The 23,381-nt window shown below is 46.8% G+C and carries 24 protein-coding genes; all 24 read right to left on the bottom strand.

The annotated features are described in order from the left end of the window. Positions 1-54: 54 nt before the first annotated feature. Positions 55-324 carry a 30S ribosomal protein S15 gene (gene rpsO / locus KNO98_RS00860; RefSeq protein ID WP_026826206.1) on the bottom strand — a complete coding sequence of 90 codons (270 nt, stop codon included), beginning with the start codon at positions 322-324 and terminating at the stop codon, positions 55-57. Between the two features lie 124 nt (positions 325-448). Then, positions 449-1,375 carry a bifunctional riboflavin kinase/FAD synthetase gene (locus KNO98_RS00855; RefSeq protein WP_214698241.1) on the bottom strand — a complete coding sequence of 309 codons (927 nt, stop codon included), beginning with the start codon at positions 1,373-1,375 and terminating at the stop codon, positions 449-451. A 17-nt stretch (positions 1,376-1,392) separates the two neighbouring features. Further along, complete coding sequence (truB, locus tag KNO98_RS00850) at positions 1,393-2,307, bottom strand: tRNA pseudouridine(55) synthase TruB (RefSeq protein WP_251129442.1); 915 nt, start codon at positions 2,305-2,307, stop codon at positions 1,393-1,395. A 41-nt stretch (positions 2,308-2,348) separates the two neighbouring features. Beyond that, complete coding sequence (gene rbfA, locus KNO98_RS00845) at positions 2,349-2,696, bottom strand: 30S ribosome-binding factor RbfA (protein ID WP_026826209.1); 348 nt, start codon at positions 2,694-2,696, stop codon at positions 2,349-2,351. An 18-nt stretch (positions 2,697-2,714) separates the two neighbouring features. After that, positions 2,715-4,910 carry a translation initiation factor IF-2 gene (gene infB, locus KNO98_RS00840; RefSeq protein WP_026826210.1) on the bottom strand — a complete coding sequence of 732 codons (2,196 nt, stop codon included), beginning with the start codon at positions 4,908-4,910 and terminating at the stop codon, positions 2,715-2,717. A 21-nt stretch (positions 4,911-4,931) separates the two neighbouring features. Next, the gene (locus KNO98_RS00835; RefSeq protein WP_026826211.1) at positions 4,932-5,228 is read right to left on the bottom strand and encodes a YlxQ family RNA-binding protein; all 297 of its coding nucleotides are present in this window, start codon (positions 5,226-5,228) and stop codon (positions 4,932-4,934) included. Further along, positions 5,225-5,500 (bottom strand): RNase P modulator RnpM, encoded by a 276-nt coding sequence (gene rnpM / locus KNO98_RS00830; protein WP_200868282.1) that lies wholly within the window; start codon positions 5,498-5,500, stop codon positions 5,225-5,227. The genes KNO98_RS00835 and rnpM overlap by 4 nt, the downstream gene beginning before the upstream one ends. Continuing rightward, positions 5,497-6,660 carry a transcription termination factor NusA gene (nusA, locus tag KNO98_RS00825; protein WP_214698237.1) on the bottom strand — a complete coding sequence of 388 codons (1,164 nt, stop codon included), beginning with the start codon at positions 6,658-6,660 and terminating at the stop codon, positions 5,497-5,499. The genes rnpM and nusA overlap by 4 nt, the downstream gene beginning before the upstream one ends. Positions 6,661-6,674: 14 nt before the next feature. Further along, positions 6,675-7,151, bottom strand: coding sequence for a ribosome maturation factor RimP (gene rimP, locus KNO98_RS00820; protein ID WP_251125008.1), 477 nt, complete (start codon positions 7,149-7,151; stop codon positions 6,675-6,677). Between the two features lie 113 nt (positions 7,152-7,264). Continuing rightward, positions 7,265-11,560, bottom strand: coding sequence for a PolC-type DNA polymerase III (locus KNO98_RS00815; RefSeq protein WP_214698235.1), 4,296 nt, complete (start codon positions 11,558-11,560; stop codon positions 7,265-7,267). Positions 11,561-11,630: 70 nt separating this feature from the next. After that, a complete protein-coding gene (locus tag KNO98_RS00810; protein WP_026826216.1) occupies positions 11,631-13,331 on the bottom strand; it encodes a proline--tRNA ligase in 1,701 nt (566 codons plus the stop codon). A 32-nt stretch (positions 13,332-13,363) separates the two neighbouring features. Beyond that, positions 13,364-14,614, bottom strand: coding sequence for an RIP metalloprotease RseP (gene rseP, locus KNO98_RS00805; protein WP_214698233.1), 1,251 nt, complete (start codon positions 14,612-14,614; stop codon positions 13,364-13,366). Between the two features lie 3 nt (positions 14,615-14,617). Then, positions 14,618-15,775, bottom strand: coding sequence for a 1-deoxy-D-xylulose-5-phosphate reductoisomerase (gene dxr / locus KNO98_RS00800; RefSeq protein ID WP_026826218.1), 1,158 nt, complete (start codon positions 15,773-15,775; stop codon positions 14,618-14,620). Between the two features lie 13 nt (positions 15,776-15,788). Beyond that, positions 15,789-16,586, bottom strand: coding sequence for a phosphatidate cytidylyltransferase (locus tag KNO98_RS00795; protein WP_026826219.1), 798 nt, complete (start codon positions 16,584-16,586; stop codon positions 15,789-15,791). Between the two features lies 1 nt (position 16,587). After that, positions 16,588-17,325 (bottom strand): undecaprenyl pyrophosphate synthase, encoded by a 738-nt coding sequence (locus KNO98_RS00790; protein WP_026826220.1) that lies wholly within the window; start codon positions 17,323-17,325, stop codon positions 16,588-16,590. 84 nt (positions 17,326-17,409) lie between these two features. After that, entirely contained in the window at positions 17,410-17,970 is a 561-nt protein-coding gene (frr, locus tag KNO98_RS00785; protein WP_026826221.1) for a ribosome recycling factor, read from the bottom strand. Continuing rightward, on the bottom strand, positions 17,967-18,692 hold the full coding sequence (gene pyrH, locus KNO98_RS00780) for a UMP kinase (protein WP_026826222.1): 726 nt from the start codon (positions 18,690-18,692) through the stop codon (positions 17,967-17,969). Before pyrH ends, frr begins: the two co-directional genes overlap by 4 nt. 110 nt (positions 18,693-18,802) lie before the next feature. Beyond that, positions 18,803-19,684: a translation elongation factor Ts gene (tsf, locus tag KNO98_RS00775; RefSeq protein WP_026826223.1), complete on the bottom strand. Its 882-nt coding sequence runs from the start codon at positions 19,682-19,684 to the stop codon at positions 18,803-18,805. 116 nt (positions 19,685-19,800) lie between these two features. Then, on the bottom strand, positions 19,801-20,541 hold the full coding sequence (gene rpsB, locus KNO98_RS00770) for a 30S ribosomal protein S2 (RefSeq protein WP_015881415.1): 741 nt from the start codon (positions 20,539-20,541) through the stop codon (positions 19,801-19,803). A 152-nt stretch (positions 20,542-20,693) separates the two neighbouring features. Next, positions 20,694-21,086: a hypothetical protein gene (locus KNO98_RS00765; protein ID WP_214698232.1), complete on the bottom strand. Its 393-nt coding sequence runs from the start codon at positions 21,084-21,086 to the stop codon at positions 20,694-20,696. Positions 21,087-21,098: 12 nt separating this feature from the next. Further along, the gene (locus KNO98_RS00760; protein WP_026826225.1) at positions 21,099-21,869 is read right to left on the bottom strand and encodes a FliA/WhiG family RNA polymerase sigma factor; all 771 of its coding nucleotides are present in this window, start codon (positions 21,867-21,869) and stop codon (positions 21,099-21,101) included. Positions 21,870-21,881: 12 nt separating this feature from the next. Then, complete coding sequence (locus KNO98_RS00755; RefSeq protein WP_026826226.1) at positions 21,882-22,367, bottom strand: chemotaxis protein CheD; 486 nt, start codon at positions 22,365-22,367, stop codon at positions 21,882-21,884. Then, complete coding sequence (locus tag KNO98_RS00750; protein ID WP_026826227.1) at positions 22,360-22,959, bottom strand: chemotaxis protein CheC; 600 nt, start codon at positions 22,957-22,959, stop codon at positions 22,360-22,362. Before KNO98_RS00750 ends, KNO98_RS00755 begins: the two co-directional genes overlap by 8 nt. Next, positions 22,949-23,380 carry a chemotaxis protein CheW gene (locus KNO98_RS00745; RefSeq protein WP_026826228.1) on the bottom strand — a complete coding sequence of 144 codons (432 nt, stop codon included), beginning with the start codon at positions 23,378-23,380 and terminating at the stop codon, positions 22,949-22,951. The genes KNO98_RS00750 and KNO98_RS00745 overlap by 11 nt, the downstream gene beginning before the upstream one ends. Position 23,381: the final 1 nt, after the last annotated feature.

The raw sequence follows: 23,381 nt of genomic DNA, 5'->3' as shown, positions 1-23,381 counted from the left end.
AAAAGAAGAAACGGACTAGGACGTTGTCCCAGCCCGTTGAACAGTCTCGATCGATTAACGACGGAGACCGAGGCGTTGAATCAATTCACGGTAGCGTGTAACGTCCTTGTTACGAAGGTACGTAAGCAAGTTACGACGACGTCCAACCATTTTCAAGAGACCGCGACGTGAGTGGTGGTCTTTCTTGTGTGTACGAAGGTGGTCGTTCAATGTGTTGATTTGTTCAGTCAACACTGCCACTTGTACTTCCGGTGAACCAGTGTCACCTTGTTTTGTCGCGAAATCCGCGATAATTTCGTTTTTACGTTCTTTTGAGAGTGCCATTGCCTCTCCACCTCCATTTAATAAAAAATTGCCGCGTTGCCGAGCCGGCGTTGGTGAATCGTCCAGCCAAGCGAAACGGTGTACTTTGCGTACTTGACAAGGATAGCGTACCCGCCATATAAAGTCAAGATAGGATTGAACGGGCCGACACCTCATCTTGTTTGAGCTGTGCGACCAGTGCATCCAAGCCATCAAATGCGCGTTCGTTACGGATAAATTGAATCCATTCGATTTCAATGACTTGCCCATATAAATCCTCTGAAAAATCAAACAGATGACTTTCGACGGAGACCGCTCCCGTCTCGTAAAACGTCGGGCGACGTCCAACATTTGTCATAGCATAGAACGTCCGACCATCTTGAAGCTTGACTCGTGTCGCATAAACACCTAGACGTGGCATGACATAAGAAGCATCCATCAAGACGTTCGCTGTTGGAAATCCAATTGTACGTCCTCTAGCATCTCCATGTATAACTTCACCGCAGATGACATAGGGAGCACCGAGTAGTTCGTGGGCCGCTTCGACTTGCCCCTCTGCCAATAACTTACGGATTCGGGTTGAAGACACTTTTTCTCCACGCCTCGTCTGTTCTGTGACGACAGACGTTGTGAATTGATCACGCGCATGATAAGGCAGCGTCTCCATCGTCCCTTCTCCGAATTTGCCATACGAATAGTCAAATCCTGCCGTCACATGTACAGCCCCCGCGCCGATTAAATAGTCATCAACAAACTGTTGCGGAGAAAGTCCAGCCAATTCTTTTGTAAACGTTAAGACGAGACAACGTTCCACCCCGAGCGCTTCAATGCGTTTCAATTTTCGGGATAACGGCGTGATATAGCGCACTGCATCCGGTTTATTTGAGAGCACTTGCTTCGGATGTGGGTCGAACGTGACGACCGTCACCGGAAGGTTATGTTCAGCTGCCACACGTTTGGCATGTGAAATCACAGCTTGATGCCCTTTATGGACACCATCAAAAAAGCCGAGTACCATGACGGATGGATACGCGTCTGGTGTATCTGGATAAGTGAGATATCTTGTTTCCATACTGTCAAAATTCCCCCTTAGTCGATGGCCAGCATGACCTCGACTGTAGCGTCTGTCGTTCCATCTTGTCTTCGATATAAAGCAAGAGGGATTCCTTCTTCATTATAGACAGTAAATAAATCAAATTCGAGCGAAATGCCGTTCAGTTTCCCACCGTTCCGAATATAATGTTCTCTATTCTTTGGAATTGTAATGGCCGGCCAACGCTTGATCACGTCCTCAAGCGGCACGACATGTGCCATTCGCTCCTCGACTGTGTCGAATGCTTGTAAGGCATCGAGCGATACCGCACCGCTTTCCTCGAACGACCCAGAGCTCGTGCGACGAAGTTCACTCATGTGGGCAGGGTAACCGAGCTTCTCCCCGATTTGTACAGCGAGCGTTCGAATATACGTCCCTTTCCCACAATCGATTTCCATTCGGAATCGGCACACACCGTCTTCAAACGCCAACGCACTTGTGCGTTCCAAACGATGTATCTCGACCATGCGACGGGGACGTTCGACCGTTTGTCCTTTTCGCGCGTACTCATACAGTTTCTTCCCATTCACTTTGACCGCCGAGTAGTACGGTGGAACCTGTTCAATGGTCCCGATCAATCGACTCATCACTTCATCGATTTGGTCTTCATCCAATTCGTTTTCTGCAATCAACTTCTGTTCAACGACCTCACCATGAGCGTCCTCAGTCATCGTCGCGGTCCCAATCGTCACTTCGGCCACATAACGTTTTCCTTCATCCGTCAAAAAGCGGGAGAGTTTTGTCGCTCGTCCTAAACAGATGGGTAATACGCCCGTCACTTCCGGGTCAAGCGTACCCGTATGACCCACTTTTTTCGTATGAAACAATTTTCGTAATTTAAACACGCAGTCATGACTTGTCATGCCACGATCCTTATCGAGTACGAGCACTCCGTTCGGTTCCAATTTCATCCCTCCATATAAAAAAGGGAGAACGACGTCTCCCCTTCTACTTATTGATCTTTGTTCAAATCACGAATCAATGAATCGATATGCGTACCATATGCGACTGATGAGTCGTATTCAAACGAGATTTCTGGTGTTTTCCGAAGACGGATGCGGTTCCCGATTTCGCGACGGATAAATCCTTTCGCTTTGTCGAGACCTGCTTGCGTTTCTGCTTTCACATCTTCCTCATCACCGAGCACCGTATAATAGACCGTTGCTTGCTGTAAGTCCCCCGTCACGTCAACGCTCGTGATTGTAGCGTTTTTAGTGCGCGGGTCACTGACTTCCCGTAACAAGACGTCTGTAATTTCTTTACGCATTTGCTCGGCGACACGTTGGGCACGAATATTCATACGTGATCCCTCCTCACATTATTTACGTTCGATTTCTTTCATGACGAACGCTTCGATGACATCCTCTACTTTGATGTCATCAAACTTCTCTACTTTAATCCCACACTCATACCCTGTCGCAACTTCTTTCACGTCATCTTTGTAGCGGCGAAGTGTATCGAGTTTACCTTCGTACACGACGATTCCGTTACGAATGACACGGACACCTGCGTCACGTGTGATTTTACCTTCTGTCACATAACAACCTGCAATCGTACCGACTTTCGATACTTTGAAAACATCACGGACTTCAACTTGACCAGTGATTTCTTCGACGAATTCTGGATCAAGCATACCTTTCATCGCGCTCTCAATTTCTTCGATCGCGTTGTAAATGATGCGGTGAAGACGCATTTCAACATTTTCCTGTTCAGCCATTGAACGGGCGTTTCCGTCAGGACGAACGTTGAATCCGATAATCACGGCGTTTGCCGCTGATGCGAGGATCACGTCACCTTCTGTGATTGCACCGACACCTTGGTGGACGATATTGACTTTGACGCCTTCTACATCAATTTTGCGGAGTGACCCAGCCAATGCTTCTGCTGAACCTTGAACGTCCGCTTTGATGATCACGTTCAAATCTTTCACTTCACCTTCTTGAATGCGGCTGAACAAGTCATCAAGACTTACTTTCGCTGATTCACGGCGCTGTGACTCGAGGTAACGTTGGTAACGTTTCTCTCCGATTGCACGTGCTTTTTTCTCATCTTCAAAGACGATGAACTGGTCACCGGCTTGTGGAACATCGTTCAAACCTGTGATTTCAATCGGCGTTGATGGACCGACTTGTTTCACACGGCGGCCAATATCGTTGACCATTGCCCGTACTCGACCGAACGTGCTACCGACGACGATTGGATCTCCGATGCGAAGCGTACCGTGTTGAACGAGCAGTGTAGCGACCGGTCCGCGTCCTTTATCGAGTTTTGCTTCGATGACTGAACCACGAGCTGGCATTTCAGGTGTTGACTTGTACTCTTCAACTTCAGATACGAGGAGAATCATCTCGAGCAACTCGTCAATTCCTTCGCCTTTAATCGCAGAAATTGGAACGAAGATTGTTTCGCCACCCCACTCTTCAGGAATGAGACCGAACTCTGTCAATTCTTGTTTGACACGGTCAGGGTTTGCGCCTTCTTTATCCATTTTGTTCACCGCAACGATGATTGGAACGTTCGCCGCTTTCGCGTGTGAGATTGCTTCTTCTGTCTGTGGCATGACGCCATCGTCAGCAGCTACGACGATGATGGCGATATCTGTCACTTCCGCACCGCGGGCACGCATCGTTGTGAACGCCGCGTGACCTGGTGTATCAAGGAATGTGATTTTCTTATCGTTAACAGAAACCTGATACGCCCCGATATGTTGCGTGATTCCACCAGCTTCTCCTGCTACGACTTTCGTGTTGCGAATCGAGTCAAGAAGCGTTGTTTTCCCGTGGTCAACGTGACCCATGATTGTAACGACAGCCGGGCGCTCTTCAAGATCATATTGCGAGAAGTCAACCTCAACTGTTTCAAAGTCTGTCTCATCTACGACAACTTCTTTTTCGACTTCATAACCGAACTCGGTTGCGAGTAACTCAATTGTCTCGTCATCGAGCGTTTGGTTAATCGTAGCCATCACACCAAGCCCCATCAATTTCATGATGATTTCGTTCGGCTTTTTGTTCATTTTTTCTGCAAGATCTGAAACGCTGAGTACATCTTCATATTTGATGACGTTACCCATCTCGGCCTCTTGCGCGAGTCGAGCCGCTTTCCGTTGGCTCGTCTTCGAGTTTGGATCGGCTTCTTGTGGGATGGCAGCTTTTACTGGCTTGCCTTTGCCTTTCCCTTTTCCACGTTTTTTATTGCGTGGGTCGTTGTAACGGTTTTGACCACCGCGATTGTTTTGACCGCCACGGTTTTGTTGCCCCGCTTGCGGACGTGCTTTTGGAGCTTCTTTTTTCTCTTGCTTCGGTTCGTTCGAAGTTGAAGCCGGTTTTGATTCAGCTTGTTTCTCGGCACGATATTTCTCAGGATTGAACACTCGGTCTAACTGTTTTACCGTTTCCTCGTCGAGGACGGCCATGTGATTTTTCACCGATTTGTTCAATTTTTCTAATTGAGTAATGACTTGTTTACTCGTTACATTCTGTTCTTTTGCAAATTCATAGACGCGTTTTCCCAAAGCATCCACCTCCATTAATAGTTAAGAGAGAAGTTGCTTAAGCTTGTTCGCAAATCCGGATTCCGTGACCGATACGACGACACGCATATCTTTACCAAGTGCAGCGCCGATTGTGTAGCGATCGCTCACTTCAATCAATGGCACTTGATAAGACGCACACTTGTCAGAGACTCGTTTTTTCGTCGAGGCCCCTGCATCTCCGGCTAGAATGACGAGCTTGGCACGGCCCGCTCGGACATCCTTCAATACAAACTCTTCTCCCATCGTTACTTTCCTCGCTCGAGCAGCAAGGCCTAACAATGATTCCCACTGACTCATGATTCGTCACCTGCGACAGTTTTCAACTGTTCATACAAGTCATCGTTCGTCTTTACTTTCAAGTGATGGTCGAGCGTCCGTTTTTTCTCTGCTTGACGAACAACATCGATATCTTTTGATAAGTAAGCCCCACGACCGTTCACTTTGCCCGTCTGATCGATGACTACGTCACCTTCAGGCGTTCGAACGACACGAATCAATTCTTTTTTCGGGAGCATTTCTTGTGTGACCACACACTTACGCAAAGGAAGTTTCTTTTGCTTCATGGTCATTCCTCTTCTTTCACCGCAGTCGTTTCAACTGTAGCATTTGATAAGTCTTGTTCAACTTCATTTTGAACAATTTCTGATTCGGATTCAACTTTTTCAGCGAACGTATCGAACAAGTCGAGTGCTTCCGCATCCGTTTCACTCTTAATGTCGATTTTCCATCCTGTCAATTTCGCAGCAAGGCGTGCGTTCTGCCCACGTTTCCCGATTGCGAGAGACAATTGATAATCTGGTACGACGACCGTTGTTGATTTCGCCGGTTCATTGACATATACGGCAACGACTTGAGCCGGGCTAAGTGCATTACGGACAAACTCTTTTGGGTCTTCAGACCAGCGAACGATATCAATTTTCTCACCGTTCAACTCATCGACAATCGTTTGGACACGCTGTCCTTTCGGTCCAACACACGCCCCGACCGGATCGACGATATCCGAATGAACAGCGATTTTCGAACGGTCACCTGCTTCACGCGATACAGACATGACGTCGACTGTCCCGTTTGAAATCTCAGGCACTTCAAGTTCAAATAGACGGCGCAAAAGTCCAGGATGCGTACGTGATACTTGAATCGCTGCACCAGATCCTTTTGTCGTCGAATCAACTTTTGTAACGTATACTTTAATTCGGTCATGAATCTGGTATGACTCATTTGGCATCTGTTCATTCGGTGTAAGGACCGCTTCAATGTTGTTTTCTAAACCGATATACAAGTTGCGCGGGTCAAAACGTTCCACGATTCCAGTCATGATTTCGTCTTCTTTGTCCGCGAAGTGGTTGTAGATGCGTTCGCGTTCGGCTTCACGCATTTTTTGTGTAACCACTTGTTTTGCCGTCATCGCTGCGACACGTCCGAAATCACTTGGTGTGACTTCTTCTTTATGAAAATCACCAAGCTCATAGTTCGGATCGATTTCGTGTGCCTCTTCGAGTGAGAGCTGTTGATCTGGTTGTGTGAGTCGCTCTACGACTTCTAGTAGTGCGTAGACACGGATATCTCCCGTCACCTGGTCGAACTCGACTTTCACGTGCTCATTCGGATTCGCCACGTTGCGACGATATGCAGAAATGAGCGCTTGTTCGAGTGCTTCGATAATAATATTATTGTCGATTCCTTTTTCTTTGGCAATCTGATCGATTGTAGTGAGTAATTGTGGACCCATCTTCTTCCCTCTCCTTAACTAAACGTGACCGCTAAGCGGGCTTGTGCAATTTTGTCTACCGGTAGCGATACCGCTTTTTTTCTTGTCTTGATGCGCGTCTCGATCACGACCGTTTCCCCATCATATGCCGTCAAAATTCCTTCAAACTCTTTGGCACCATCGATCGGAGCGAACGTTTTCATGTAGACGTTTTTGCCTACCGCACGTTCAAAATCGCTCGGCTTTTTCAGCGGACGCTCCGCACCAGGACTCGAGACATCAAGATAATAAGCCTGTTCAATCGGATCGGATTCGTTCAGTTTTTCCGAGAGTTGTTCATTGATATTGACGCAATCGTCTAAATCGACGCCCCCTGGTTTATCGATATAGACACGCAAGAACCAGTCAGGACCCTCTTTTACGAATTCCACATCGACCAATTCCATGTTTTCTCGTTCGACGATTGGCGACGCAATCGATTCAACGACTTCTGTTATTTTGGACACTCTCATCCCTCCTTCTGGCTTTTACATACAAGAAAGGAGTAGGGTTCCCTACTCCTTTCCGTCGTAGTATCCAACTTTGTTCGATACTAATATATCATATTTTCCCGATAATTCGCAACTTACACCCCAAAATCAAAGAATGAGAGTTGGTTCTCATCAGGCAAGCCTTCGAGACATTTCATCGTATCGAGTGTCTCAATGACCGTTTTTGACAGTTTCGCTCGTTTCCGTAAATCTTCTTTTGACAGGAACTGCCCTTCTTCCCTCACCTCGACAATCGCTTTCGCAGCATTCGTGCCAAGTCCGTCGACTGCATTAAACGGTGGAATCAGCGTATTGTCTTCAATCAAAAACTCGGTTGCACTCGATCGGTACAAGTCGATGTTTTGAAATTTCATTCCTCGCTCTAGCATCTCTAACGCGAGTTCGAGAACGGTATGAAGTCCTTTATCTTTCGCGGTCGCATCAAACCCTTTTTCACGAATATCCGACATCGCTTTCTTTACAGCTTGGGGACCTTTGATCATGGCGGACAAGTCAAAGTCTCCTGCTCGAACGGTAAAATATGTCGCATAGTAAAGGATCGGGTGATGCACTTTGAAGTAGGCGATTCGGACCGCCATCAACACGTACGCCGTCGCGTGCGCTTTAGGGAACATGTACTTGATTTTCTTACAAGACGAGATATACCATTCCGGCACATCATTCGCCCGCATCTCGGACTCCATCTCGTCCGTGAGTCCTTTCCCTTTACGGACAGACTCCATGATTTTAAAGGCGAATGATGGTTCAAGACCCGCATAAATCAAGTAAACCATGATGTCGTCACGACATCCAATCACGTCTTTCAGTTCGCACGTGCCGTTGTAGATTAGCTCGTTTGCATTACCTATCCAAACGTCGGTTCCGTGGGACAGTCCCGAAATTTGAACGAGTTCTGAGAACGTTGACGGTTTCGTCTCTTCGAGCATTTGGCGCACGAACTTCGTCCCGAACTCTGGAATCCCGAGTGTTCCTGTTTTCGATTCGATTTGCTCCGGTGTAACACCGAGCACGTCCGGGGACGAGAAAATTTTCATGACGGTCGGGTCATCTGTCGGGATTGTCTTCGGATCGATGCCGGACAAATCTTGCAACATCCGGATGGCGGTCGGGTCATCGTGCCCGAGAATATCTAATTTGAGCAAGTTGTCGTGAATCGAATGGAAGTCGAAGTGGGTTGTCTTCCATTCGGACGACTTATCATCGGCCGGATATTGAATCGGTGAAATTTCGGCGATGTCCATATAATCAGGTACGACGATAATCCCCCCCGGGTGCTGACCCGTCGTCCGTTTCACACCGGTGACACCGGACACAAGACGATCGACTTCGGCGTTACGGTAGATTTTATCGTTCTCAGTCGCATATCCTTTTACATACCCATAAGCCGTCTTATCCGCAATCGTTCCAATCGTTCCTGCACGATATACATATTCTTCTCCGAACAATACTTTCGTATAGGCGTGGGCATGCGGCTGATACTCACCTGAGAAATTCAAGTCAATATCCGGTACTTTGTCCCCTTTGAAACCAAGGAACGTCTCGAACGGGATGTCGTGCCCATCTTTTTTATACCATGTCCCACATTCCGGACATTCTTTGTCCGGTAAATCGTATCCTGAACCGACAGAACCGTCATTGAAGAAGTGAGAATGTTGACAGTTAGGACAGACGTAGTGTGGCGGTAACGGGTTGACTTCGGTGATTTCCGTCATCGTGGCGACGAGACTTGATCCGACCGACCCACGTGAACCGACCAAATATCCATCATCCAACGATTTTTTAACGAGTTTATGTGAAATCAAATAAATGACTGCAAATCCGTGTCCGATAATCGACTTCAATTCTTTCTCGAGACGTGCCTCAACGATTTCCGGTAGCTCATCACCATAAATCGATCGAGCCATGTCATAACTCATGTTTCGAACCTCATCGTCCGCCCCTTCAATTTTTGGCGTGTACAGATCATCCGGAATAATCTGAATTGATTCGATTTGGTCGGCAATCACGTTCGGGTTTGTGATGATAATCTCACGCGCCAACTCATCTCCCAAAAATTTGAACTCTTCCATCATTTCTTTTGTCGTCCGGAAGTGGGCGTGCGGTAATTCTTTTCGTGTGTTAATGAAGTTTGCCCCACCTTGGGTACGAATTAAAATTTCCCGATACGATCGATCCTGGCGATCCAAATAATGCACATTCCCTGTCGCACAAACCGGTAATCCAGCCTTATCAGCGACACGGATGATTCGTTTGATAATCTCACGGAGCTCCAATTCGTTTGCAACGATTTCTTTATCAATCAAGTGATGATAGAGCGCCGGCGGATGAATTTCGATAAAGTCATAAAACGACATCATCTTCTCGAGTTCATCGTCTGATTTGTTCAATGCGGCATCAAAGATCTCACCGTTGTCACAAGCTGAGCCAATCAGTAACCCTTCTCGGCGTTTCACGAGTTCTGACCGCGGCATCCGTGCCATCCGATGTAAATAATCAATATGGGATAACGAAATGAGTTCATATAGATGACGGAGTCCAGGTTTTTTATTCTTCGCATAGATGGTCGCATGGAATGGACGGATTTTTGACACGTCACTCCCGACTTTCGCATTTAATGAACGATGCGTCGTCATTTCGAACATCTGTTTGGCAAGGTCTAGTAACTTCAGCAATAAATATGCCGTCGCCTCCGCGTCATAGATGGCACGGTGATGCTGAGTCAATTCGATATCGAATCGTTTCGCAAGAGTGTTCAGCCGATGGTTCTTTAATGTCGGCATCAACGTACGGGCTAGTTCAAGTGTATCGATGACCGGATAGTCGTCCGGCTCATGACCACCACTTCGAAGTGTCGCCTCAAGGAAACCCATATCGAATGAAGCATTGTGGGCAACGAGAATACTATCTCTAGACCAGTCGACGAACTGCTTTGTGATGACTTCCGGGTCAGGCTGTCCTTGAACCATATCATCGGTGATTCCAGTCAACTCAATTGTTGTCGCTGATAAGGGATGTTTCGGGTCAGCGAACGCCTCAAACCGGTCGATAATCTCTCCATCTTTGATTTTGACACCAGCGAGTTCGATGATTTTGTTATAGACAGCAGAAAGACCTGTCGTCTCGACGTCGAATACGACGTAAGTCGCATCGTCTAACGCTACATCGGTCGCATGATAAGCGACAGGGACACCATCGTTGACGACATTCGCCTCGACCCCGTATAACACTTTGATATCATTCTTTTTTCCAGCATAATACGCTTCTGGGAACGCCTGGACACCAGCATGATCCGTGATCGCGATTGCTCGATGACCCCATTGCGCTGCACGCGCGACAAGAGCAGACACATTTGTGACAGCATCCATTTGACTCATTTGTGTATGCGCATGAAGTTCTACACGTTTCTCGCCTTCCCACTCATCACGCGGCGGTTCGACTTTCACTTCCTGGAGTTGCGATGCCATCATACACAATTCACGCATGAAGGAGTCATCTTCGACCCGACCAGCCGTTTGAATCCACATCCCTTTTTTGACAGCACTGAGCATCCGGTCATCATCGTCATCGCGCGCAAATACTTTCACAATCAACGAATCGGTGTAGTCGGTCATTTTGAAAGTGAACAATTTCTTGCCACTCTTCAGCTCTTTCCGCTCCGCAGAGAAGACGAGACCACGAATCGCGACACGTCGTTCTTCTTCGATAATCGTCTTGATTGGTACAATCTCATCTTTGATGAGCGCACCCATCCGAATTTCCGTAATCGGTTCGTCGTTTATTTCCGTCGCTTTGGCGAATTGGGCAGCAAGCGCCATTTTCGCTTGTTCGATATCTTCTTGAACGACCTGTTCGCGAAGGGCCTGACTTGCCTCGGCATCTTCTGAGAAATGGGCCTGACACGGTTTTTTCGTGAACCCATAGGCACTATAAAGCGCTTGGATTTCTTGGCAGAGTTCTTTGTCCACGTAACTGGCTTCAGGTGCGGAACGCACGGGAATCAATAGTTTATTCTGCTCAAAACGAGGAGATACAGAACCGAAATAACCGCGCATCGCACCAGACACTTGACTCAATTCACTGACGATTCTAGGCCAATAATCGATATAGTCTTGCTCGCTCCCACCTTTTGTCGTTGAGAATCGGGCGTACACTTCGTCCGCGAACGTCGCATACCGGTTTTCTAATCGACTCATAAACAACTGGTGCACCTCGTACGGTAAAACTGCCGGAAATGAAAAATAAAAAGTCCACGTACGTCGTTTTTTATTGACGACGAGTCGTGAGAGTTCTGCCTCGTCGAACAAGTCGTTTGACTCTGTTGTAATCCCAAGGTCACCTAACAATAATTGCATTTTTTGATTCGCTTCCACGGGTTCATCTTTCCCCCTTCATGCCAATTCGACAAATGAAGGTGACCGCTTCCGCTGTCACCTTCATCCATTAATGAGCCTCGCTAAACTTTGTAGCGATGACTTGTTCCAACTCATCGATTGATGTTTCAACCACTTCACCAGTCGCACGTACTTTCACTTCGACGATGCCTTCGGCCGCCTTTTTACCGACGTTTACACGAATTGGAAGTCCAATCAAGTCCGCATCCGCAAACTTGACGCCAGCTCGCTCTTTGCGATCATCAAACAAAACATCATACGTTTGACCAAGTTCATCATGTAGACGGTTTGCAAGTTCAAGTTGCGTCTCGTCTTTCGCGTTGATTGCAATTAAATGAAGATCAAACGGTGCAACGTTACGTGGCCAAACGATTCCACGGTCATCATGATGTTGTTCCACGATAGCTGAAAGTGTGCGTGACACCCCGATGCCGTAACAACCCATGATGAGTGGTTCGGCACGACCCTCTTCATTGAGGAATGTCGCACCCATCGCTTCTGAATATCGTGTTCCGAGTTTAAATACTTGGCCCACTTCAATTCCGCGTGCAAAACGAACCGGACCTGACTCGTCAGGCGCTAAGTCGCCCTCGACCACAAAACGTAAATCGTGATACGTCAACTCTGAGAGATCACGCTCTGCATTCACGCCTGTGAAGTGCGTATTCGCTTCGTTCGCTCCACATACAGCATTTACTAAATATTTAACCGCATAATCAGCGACCACTTTGACCGGAGCGTTAATCGGTCCGAGTGTACCTGGCGCACAGTTGAACAACTCAACGATTTTTGCTTCTTCTTCAAGTTGAATGTCGAGTCCACCGAGTGCGTTCTTCACTTTGACTTCGTTCGCTTCGTGGTCTCCACGAACGATCGCCATGACTGTCTCTCCGTCGACATTGAACAAGACGGACTTGATTGTCGTCTTCGAATCAATATTCAAGAATTTTGCCACGTCTTCAATCGTACGATTTTCTTCAGTATCCACCTTCTCAAGCGGACGAACTTCCGCCTGTTGCATCTCATAGCGGTCTAACGTTTCTGCCATCTCAATGTTCGCCGCATAGTTCGACGTGTCTGTATAGACGATTGTATCTTCACCGATAGCTGCAAGTGCTTGAAATTCATGCGTGTCTTTCCCACCGATTGCCCCAGAGTCCGCAACGACTGGACGGTATTTGAGGCCAGTGCGGTCGAAGATTCGTGAATACGCGTTATACATATTTGTATATTCTTCATTTAAACCTTCTTGTGTCGCGTGGAATGAATACGCGTCTTTCATCAAGAACTCGCGTCCGCGAAGCAAACCGAAGCGTGGCCGACGCTCATCACGATATTTTGTTTGAATTTGGTATAGGTTCATCGGAAGTTTCTTATAAGAATTGAGTTCATCGCGAACGATGGACGTAATCAATTCTTCATGTGTCGCGCCGAGTGCGAAGCGACGGTCATGACGGTCTGTCAATCGCATCAATTCAGGGCCATAAATGTCCCAGCGTCCCGTCTCCTCCCAAAGTTCTGCTGGTTGAATGGCAGGCATCAATAGTTCTTGTGCACCTGCCCGGTTCATCTCTTCACGAATAATCGTTTGAATGTTGTGTAACACGCGATGTCCGAGTGGAAGATAAGAATAGATTCCAGCCGCATTTTGGCGAATGAAGCCTCCACGGACGAGAAGTTGATGGCTGACCGCTTCCGCGTCAGCCGGTACTTCTCTTAATGTAGGCATGAGCAATCTAGATTGTTTCATACAGTTCAACGTTTCCCTTCTCTACAAAAAAATTATTTAAAGAATGATTGAATGTCGTTCCAAGTGACAATTAACATTAGGAGCATCAATAGTGCGAACCCGATAAAGTGGACGAACCCTTCTTTTTTCGGATCAATCGGACGTCCTCTTACCGCTTCGAACAGGAGGAAAATCAATCGTCCCCCGTCTAACGCAGGAAGGGGAAGCAAGTTGAAGATGGCGAGGTTGACCGAAAGAAGCCCAGTCCAGTTCAACAACATAATCAAACCGCTCGCTGCTACTTCATCTGTCATGCGTACGATTCCAACCGGACCTGCGAGTTGATCGACCCCAACTTGACCCGTCACTAAATCTCCGACCGCAGAAAAGATAAGGGTAGACATCGTCCACGTCGTCTCAGCACCTGTCGTCACGGCTTTAACTGGTGAACGTTCAAGCGCGTTCGTGACACCGAGAATGCCGACAGTTTCTCCATTTTGTTCGACCGCTTGAGGGGTGAGTGTGACTGTCGCTTCCTCACCATCACGAACATACGTGACTTCCGTAGGGGTGTCAGCCCGGTCAGAAAGAGCCGAACGTAAATCGAGCCAATCTGAAATCGATTCGCCTTCAATCGATACGATTTCATCCCCGCTCATCAAACCTGCCTCATCAGCGGCTGAATCGGGTTGAACCGTACCGATTTGCCCATCGTTCGTCGGAGTCCCTTGAACAAGGCCGACAATAATGAGCAAGATGAACGCCAACACGAAATTCATCGCCGGACCGGCTGCGATTGCCAAAACACGTTTCCAAACCGACTGAGCTCCAAACGTTCGATCGTACGGTGCGATTTGAATTTCCATCCCTTGATCGACAAGGAGTGTGTCTCGTTCTAGTGAATAGACGCGTACTTCCTCATCGATGAGGAGTTGTACTTTCAATTCATGTGTCGAGTCAAACTTATCGACAGTTCCAACGACTTGAACATCTGTTGCCGTGTCCGGTTGGAAGTAGACGCGATCTACCGTCCCTTGCTCGGTTAAACGGAGTCCGACATGCTGACCCGCGCGTACTTCAACCGGTTCAAAGTCTTCTCCGGCCATTTTGACATAGCCACCGATTGGTAAAAGACGAATGGTATAGAGCGTTTCATTTTTACGGAACGAAACAATTTTTGGACCGAATCCGATTGCAAACTCGTGACAGAGAATGCCTGCCCGTTTCGCCATGACGAGGTGTCCCCATTCGTGTACCGAAATGAGAACGCCAAACATCAAAACGATGGCGATAAAAGTCGTCATGATTTATTCCCCACCTTCAATTCCTTGCTGAATCTGTTGACGTACTACTCGGTCAACTTCTAGAATTTGCGCGAGCGTCGGTTCGGCGATCACCTCATGTTGAGCCATCGCCTCTTCAACGAGTCGTTCAATTTCTAAGAAAGTGATGTGACCGTTCAAGAATAGGTCCACTGCCATTTCATTGGCTGCATTCAAAACAGTCGGCATTGATCCTCCGATTATTCCTGCTTCGAACGCTAACCGGAGTGCCGGATAACGCTCGAAATCAGCCTCTTCAAAATGAAGCTTTCCGATTTCATTCAAGTTTAACCGCTTATTCCCCTCAATTTCAAGCCGCTTCGGTTCCGAAAGCGCATAGAGAATCGGTCCCCGCATATCCGGGTTTCCGAGCTGAGCCATTACGGCTGCATCTTTAAATTCGACCATCGAATGAATGATTGATTCTCGATGCAAGATGACTTCAATATCATTATAGTCGATATCGAACAACCAGTGTGCCTCGATGACTTCTAGTCCTTTGTTGAACATTGTCGCCGAGTCGATGGTTATTTTCGCTCCCATCGACCAGTTCGGATGATTCAACGCATCTTCAACCGTCACATCGACTAATTCTTCCCGTGAACGGTCACGGAAACTTCCACCCGATGCCGTTAAAATGATTTTCGAGACATCTTCTCTACGTTCCCCGTTTAAACATTGAAAGATTGCAGAGTGTTCGCTATCGACAGGTAACAAATTGACCCCATATTCTTTCACGGCAGCTTTGACGAGATGTCCTGCGGTGACGAGTGTTTCTTTGTTGGCGAGCGCGATATCTTTTCCTGCTTGAATCGCTGCAAGTGTCGGTTCAAGACCAACCGCTCCTACCACCGCTGTCACGACGATATCGGCTCTTTCTGCCGTCGCGCATTCTTTCAGGCCTTCTGGACCAATAAAATACAGTGGTTCATATGTAAGGCGCGGTTTTAATTGTTCGAGTACCTCGATACTTGTCGCTGACACATATTTTGGTCTAAGTCGATTGATCCATTCTGTGGCGACATCGACGTTCGTTCCGAATGCATACGCCTCAAGTTCAAACAGGTCGGGGTGCTGTTCAATGACGTCACACGTTTGCACACCAATCGAACCAGTCGCTCCAATTAAGCTAATTCGCTTCATCTCGACACTCCTTTTATAGCAGATTAAACACCCAAATGACTGTGAAGACCGCAATCATACTATCGAATCGGTCTAAGATTCCTCCATGACCAGGTAAGAGATGACCCGAGTCTTTTACTCCGAACTGACGTTTATAAGCGGATTGTACCAAATCACCGAGCTGTCCGACGACGGCTACGACGATAGCTAAAATGATCACTTCGAATACTGGTAAGATCGGATCGATCCAGACGAAGATGACGCCGAGTACAACGGAAGATACAATACCGCCGATTGCTCCTTCAATCGTCTTGTTCGGACTGATTGATGGCCATAGTTTTGCTTTTCCGAACGCCTTCCCACTGAAATAGGCTCCAGAATCCGTCGCCCAAATCATGAACAAGATGAGCAACACTTTCGACAAACCATCGTCAGACAGACGTACTAGAGCGAAACTAGAGAACCCGACGACCAAGTAGACAGCCGAGACGAAATAGAATCCGACATCTTCATAGGTGAATCGATTTTTAGTGACGACCGTCCAAAATAGTAATAACACAAGTCCTAACACGAGCCATTGTTCGATCGTGAACGGCATCTCGTCCGTAACGATTTGCGTTTCAAGCAACAACAAAATGAACGGGAACGCCACGAGGAGTGACGTCACTAAAAATGGGAATGCCAATAGTTTATGCTGTCGCATCAATGTGAATTCACTTAATCCAATGAGCGCAAGAATGCCCATCAATGAAACAAATGCGTTGCCTCCAAGCGCAATCACCGTAATAAAGATGGCTCCGGCCCAAAGCCCTGTAATGATTCTTGTCTTCATGTTACACCCCACCAAAACGACGCGTGCGCGCGTTATAAGATTCAATCGCTTCTACAAAATGCTCACGCTTAAATTCCGGCCACAATACTTCTGTGAAATGAAGTTCCGCATATGCGCTTTGCCATAATAAAAAGTTAGAGAGTCGTTGTTCACCGCTCGTTCGAATAACGAGATCCACATCTTGGACGTGGGTCATGAGTCGTTCACCGATTAAGTGATCGTCGATGGCATTCGATTGAATTAATCCCGACTGTACATCTTCGGCGATACTGCGCATCGCTTGAACGAGCTCATCGCGCCCACCATAGTTAAGCGCAAACACAAGCTTCAATCCGGTATTCATAACGGTCCGCTCTCTCGCCTCGTCGACGGCCTCACGCGTCTCTCGAGGAAGTTTGGTTGTATCTCCTGCGACGAGCACCCGCACATTCTGTTCATGGAGTTCTTTTAAATCCGTCTCTAAGAACTGTTTTGGCAGTTTCATTAAAAACGAGACTTCCTCTTCCGGACGAGTCCAGTTCTCCGTAGAGAAGGCGTAAAGTGTCAGAGATTGAATCCCGAGTTCCTGTGCTGTTCGAACCGCCTCACGGATTGACTTCATCCCTTCTCGGTGACCCATGATGCGAGGGAGACCACGTTTTTTGGCCCAGCGTCCATTTCCATCCATGATGATGGCCACGTGCTCAGGAACACTCAACTCTGCCTCGATTTTCGTTTTAGGATTCACCCATTTAAACATTCTGTTATCCTCCTGATTGTATGAAAGAAGGACCCTCTCAGAAAAAGGGTCCCCACACAGCTTTTTGGTATACCACTTCCGTGATTACACTTCCATGATTTCTTTTTCTTTCGTTGCTGCAGATTCATCAATCTTTTTAATATACGAATCCGTCAACGTTTGAACGTCATCTGCATATCCGCGGAGATCGTCTTCAGTTAATTCGCCATCTTTTTCGAGTTTCTTTAAGTTTTCGTTTGCGTCACGACGAACGTTACGGACAGCGACTTTCGCTTCTTCCGCATATTTTTTCGTGATTTTAACTAATTCTTTACGACGCTCTTCTGTCAAGGCAGGGATTGCCAAACGGATGACTGTTCCGTCAGAAGATGGAGACAAGCCGAGGTCTGCCTTTTGAATCGCTTTCTCAACATCCGAAACCATTGATTTATCCCATGGTTGAATCAAAAGCAAGCGCGCTTCCGGTGTATTGATGTTCGCCACTTGATTGAGTGGTGTCGGGACACCATAATAATCAACTTGGACAGGGTCCAAAATCGATGCGCTGGCACGGCCAGTGCGAAGCGTTCCGAAATCACGTTTTAGTGAAGAATGTGCTTTTTCCATCTTTTCTTCAGCTGTTTTCAATACTTCTTTGACACTCATGAATTGACTCCTCCTACTACCGTCCCGATATGTTCTCCGAGTACGACACGTTTAATATTACCTTCTTCAAGCAATGAGAATACAATCAATGGAATGTGGTTGTCCATACAAAGCGATGTTGCTGTCGAATCCATGACTTGAAGTCCGTCTTTTAAGACATCAAGATAAGACAACGTGTCATACTTCACTGCAGTCGTATCCAATTTCGGGTCGGCAGAATAGACGCCATCCACGTTATTTTTACCCATTAAAATGACGTCAGCTTCGATTTCAGCAGCACGTAGAGCGGCTGTCGTGTCCGTTGAGAAATATGGGTTCCCTGTGCCGGCTGCAAAGATGACGACGCGTCCTTTTTCAAGATGACGCATAGCACGTCGACGAATGTATGGTTCAGCAACTTGTCGCATTTCAATTGATGTTTGGACGCGCGTTTGGACACCGTACGTTTCAAGGCTATCTTGAAGAGCGAGCGAGTTCAAGACAGTCGCGAGCATACCCATATAGTCTGCATTTGCCCGGTCCATCCCCAGTTCACTGCCTGTCTTTCCACGCCAAATGTTTCCGGCACCTACAACAACGGCGACTTCTACACCCATCTCAATCAATTCTTTAATTTGACTTGAGATTGAGTTTACAATGTTAGGATTGATTCCATAACCTTGATCTCCAGCGAGCGCTTCTCCACTCAATTTTAACACAATTCGTTTATATTTCGGTTCCATAACTTTGCCTCCTCTTGCTTGAAAAAAGGGAACACGCTCCCTTAACGAACTAACTCAAGGTTATAAAGACGTGTTCCCAATTTTAGTTGCATCACATGTCATGACGCAGATTATTTTTTAATTTGGTTCATAACTTCTTCAGCAAAGTTCTCTTCACGTTTCTCCATACCTTCTCCTACTTCGAAGCGTACGAACGAGTTGATTTTTCCGCCTTTTGATTCTACGTATTTACCAACTTTGAAGTCGCTGTCTTTTACGAACGTTTGGTCTACGAGGCAAATCTCCTCGAAGTACTTGTTCATACGACCAGCAATCATCTTCTCAACGATGTTAGCAGGCTTCCCTTCGTTAAGCGCTTGCTCAGTCAAGACCTTCTTCTCGCGGTCGATTTCTTCAGCTGATACTTCATCGCGTGTAGCGTAAAGTGGACGTGCTGCAGCAACGTGCATCGCTACGTCTTTTGCAACTGTTTCGTCAGATGTTCCGTCGATCACAACGACTGAACCGATGCGACCACCCATGTGGAGGTACGTGCCAAATACTGCATCGTCAGCTTTTTCAAGAACTGCTACACGGCGGAGTGAAATTTTCTCTCCGATTGTAGACGCCTCTTCTTGGATATACGTTTCAAGCGTTTTATCTGCTTCGTACTCAGCTGCAAGTGCAGCTTCTGCAGTTGTTGCGCCTGATGCGAGAACTGCTTTCGCTACGTTGTTAACGAGTGTTTGGAACTTCTCGTTTTTCGCAACGAAGTCTGTTTCTGAGTTGATTTCGACGAGCACAGCTTTGTTGCCTTCAACTGCTACTGCTGTCAAACCTTCAGCGGCGATACGATCACCTTTTGCTGCTGCTTTTGCAATCCCTTTTTCACGAAGGAAGTCGATTGCTGCTTGCATGTCACCGTCTGTTTCGACGAGTGCTTTTTTGCAATCGAGCATTCCTGCTCCTGTTTTTTCACGAAGTTCTTTTACCATTGCTGCTGTAACTGCCATCGGAAATTCCTCCTTGTAAAACTACAAATTTTAAGAAAAAGCACGGGGCTTCTTGTATACATGTCCTAAAAAAAGGTGATAAAAGGCTTTCCCTTTATCACCTATTGTCTCACTGATTACTCAGCTTCTGTAGCTTCAGCTTCTGTCGCTACAGCTTCTTCAGCAACTTCTTCTTCACCTTGCTTCGCTTCGATGATTGCATCAGCCATCTTCGAAGTGAGCAATTTAACAGCACGAATTGCATCGTCGTTCGCTGGGATTACGTAGTCGATTTCATCTGGGTCACAGTTTGTGTCGACAATCGCAACGATTGGGATGTTCAATTTGTGAGCTTCCGCGATTGCGATACGCTCTTTACGTGGGTCAACGATGAAGAGAGCGTCAGGCACACCAGGCATGTCCTTGATTCCGCCGAGGAACTTCTCAAGACGAGTCATTTCTTTTTTCAAGATGATGACTTCTTTCTTAGGAAGTACTTCGAACGTGCCGTCTTCTTCCATTTTTTCGAGTTGCTTCAAGCGGTTGATACGCTTTTTGATTGTTGAGAAGTTAGTGAGTGTTCCACCCAACCAACGCTCGTTAATGAAGAACATTCCTGAACGGATTGCTTCTTCTTTGATTGTATCTTGAGCTTGTTTCTTCGTACCAACGAAGAGGACGTTTCCGCCTTCTGCCGCGAGTTCACGAACAAAGTTGTAAGCTTCGTCTACTTTTTTGACCGTTTTTTGAAGGTCGATGATGTAGATCCCGTTACGCTCTGTAAAGATGTATTTCGCCATTTTTGGGTTCCAACGGCGTGTTTGGTGACCGAAGTGTACACCAGCTTCAAGCAATTGTTTCATTGAAATTACTGCCATGATAAATTTCCTCCTTGTGGTTTAAAAAAGTCCTCCGCCTCGTTCATTGTTATATTCCGACCTTTCGGCACCGAGGAATATGATCCCGAGACGTGTGTGATGTGTTTAACACCGAGAACTACTATAGCATATGTCTTGAGTTCCGGCAACTCTCACTTTTTACGAAGTTTCGCATATAGAGCCAGTTCTCCTTCGCCTTTTCCGAGGATTCTGGCAGCATCTCTGACCGAATGCCGTAACAAGACATCGTCTACGTCAACCGACGCAGACGATTTTGTTTCATCTGTCGTTGTTTTCAATGACTCATTGGACTCTTCAACAGATGTTAAAGGTAAACTTTCTTCTTGAATCTTTAGTTCGCGTTCAGGTGGCTCCGAAGCGACGAGATCGTTCATCGACTCCATGAAAGAAAGAAGTAATGTTTCTGTCTCCTGCTTCTCTCTTTCGAGCCGTTCTACCCGCTCTTGTAATATTTGAACTTGGCGGTAACCGAACAAAAAACCGTAAGCAACCAAACAAGCAGTCATCACATATACAATATACACTTGTTCATCTCCTCACGATGTTTTTTCTTCAAGATAGGACCGCCCAAGCGCATTTTTTAACGTCTTCAGAGCTTTCGAGTGAATTTGCGAGATACGGGATGTCGAAAGTTCTAGCACCTCACCAATCTCGGTCAATGTCAATTCATCAAAATAAAATAATGAAACAACAAGTCGTTCTTTTTCAGACAAATGATCAATTTCTGCCGCAAGCACGTCAATCAACTCTCGCTGCAACAGCGTATCTTCCGGTTTTTCGGAATCAGGGTCAAAGTATGTGACAGACATGACTTTCCCTTCTTCCTGCAATGTCACAGCTTCGTCAATCGATAACATATTCGCAAAATACCCTTCTGCCATCGTCCGTTCAATCTCTGAAACCGAAAGGCCACAAGCACTCGCTAATTCACTTTTTGTAGGAGCACGATGCAACGATTGTTCAAGCTGTTCTGCCACGTGGTCGATTTTTTTTACTTTTTCCCGGACTGAACGAGGCAACCAATCAATTTTTCGTAACCCGTCGATAATGGCTCCCCGAATCCGAAAAGCGGCATACGTATCAAATTTATTATTATGCTCTGGATCATATTTCATAAGGGCATCGTACAATCCCATGTAACCCAAACTTTTCAATTCGTCGCGTTCGACGCTCTTTGGAAGCGTCACGATCATCCGTTGTACGTGGTAGTGGATTAGAAACTCGTAATGTGCTAGTAGTTCGTTTGCTGTATCCATATCACGGTCCGTATTCCAGCGATCCCACAACTGTGTAAGATGAGTCGTCATGTCGATCCCCCCTTATAGTTCTTTCGTACCCACGCTCACCGTCCGAATCGATAAAATTGATGTGGCAACGTCAAATTCAATCGTTCGTCCGTTATGTCCACCACAATCTTCCGCCACGAGCGGGATGCGATGAACTTTTAATGCTTGGCGAATCGCTTCGGCGTTTCGCTCACCGATTCGCATCGCTTCGTTCTCATATTTAAATTGAAACATCTGTGCGCCGCCTGCCATTTTGGCTTGAAGTCTTGTCGCACCTTCTCGTTTTAAAGACTGTACGAGCGTATCAATGGCGGTGTCCGCATATTTTCCTACTTCAATCGTTTGATTCTTTCGAGCAATCGCCGAGTCCGGTAACATCACATGGGCCATTGCCGCCAATTGGAGGCGGGTATCATACAAGATGATACCCACACACGATCCGAGACCGGCTGTACGTAACCGATTCGGCGCAGTTGTCTGTTTCCATTCGGCAATGCCAATTTTTAATACATCAGCCATTTCTAAGCAACCGTTCTTGAATCCGTTTGAGCGACCCATGTGTCGGTAGGAACAACACATGTCCTGCACTTACTTTTTGATCGATCATAAATGTCGTATCAATATAGAGCGCTGCATCCTCTTCGGGTTGGACCGATGTGACGACAAATTCGACGATGGACCCTGCCATATCGATTGCCGTTGCCGGTACTTGAATCATAATCGGTGTCTGTAACCAATCGCCAAGTGCCCGGGCGTATGCACCGCTCATGATATTCCCAACTTCTTCCCATGCCGATTGACCGAGTACATCACCAGAGTCAAATGAGTAGGGCATTCCGATTAACGTGGATACCATCTGTTCAGCGTCTTCAACTGCGAACAAGATGAGGATCATTCCGCGAATCTCACCATCTAATTCCAATAATACGGAGGCGACATGCCGCTCCGGACCACCCACTCGATCAGGTAAATACATAATCGGTTCCATCTCAGCAGAGGACACGGTAATGTTCACCGGCTTCGCTAACATGGCGGACAAGGCAGTGGCCGCATGTCCAGACCCTATATTTCCCAGTTCCTTTAACAGATCTTGTTCAAACTCACTCAGCATACTGTTCCTCGAACAATGCATTCGCATCGATCAGAGAGAAGAGTTTGTCTTCTCCTTTGGCAATCGCTGTCAAATGTGCTGAAATCATATCGCGGCTCGATTCTGGAATCGGCTCAATCCGTACTTCATCGCTTTCGACAACTTCGTTCGCACGGTCGACGATGAACCCTGCGTCTCCCTGATTCAAAGAGGCGATTAAGATTCTTGTTTCGTCTGTTGGCTCAATTTCTTCATAACCTAAGCGTAAACGAAGGTCGATGACCGGTGTGACGACACCTCGAAGGTTGATGACCCCTTTGACATGTGATGGTGCGTTCGGGACCCGTGTGATTGGCTGAAGACGCTCAATTGAACGTACCGATTGCACGTCGATCCCATACGTATTTTCTTCAAGTGAAAAGACTACCCATTTCTGTTCCATC

The sequence above is a fragment of the Exiguobacterium sp. s57 genome (assembly GCF_018617685.1).
In the GTDB taxonomy this organism is placed as follows: domain Bacteria; phylum Bacillota; class Bacilli; order Exiguobacteriales; family Exiguobacteriaceae; genus Exiguobacterium; species Exiguobacterium marinum.
Note: the sequence above shows the minus strand (reverse complement) of the source record. Positions and strands in the feature narration are given on the sequence as shown.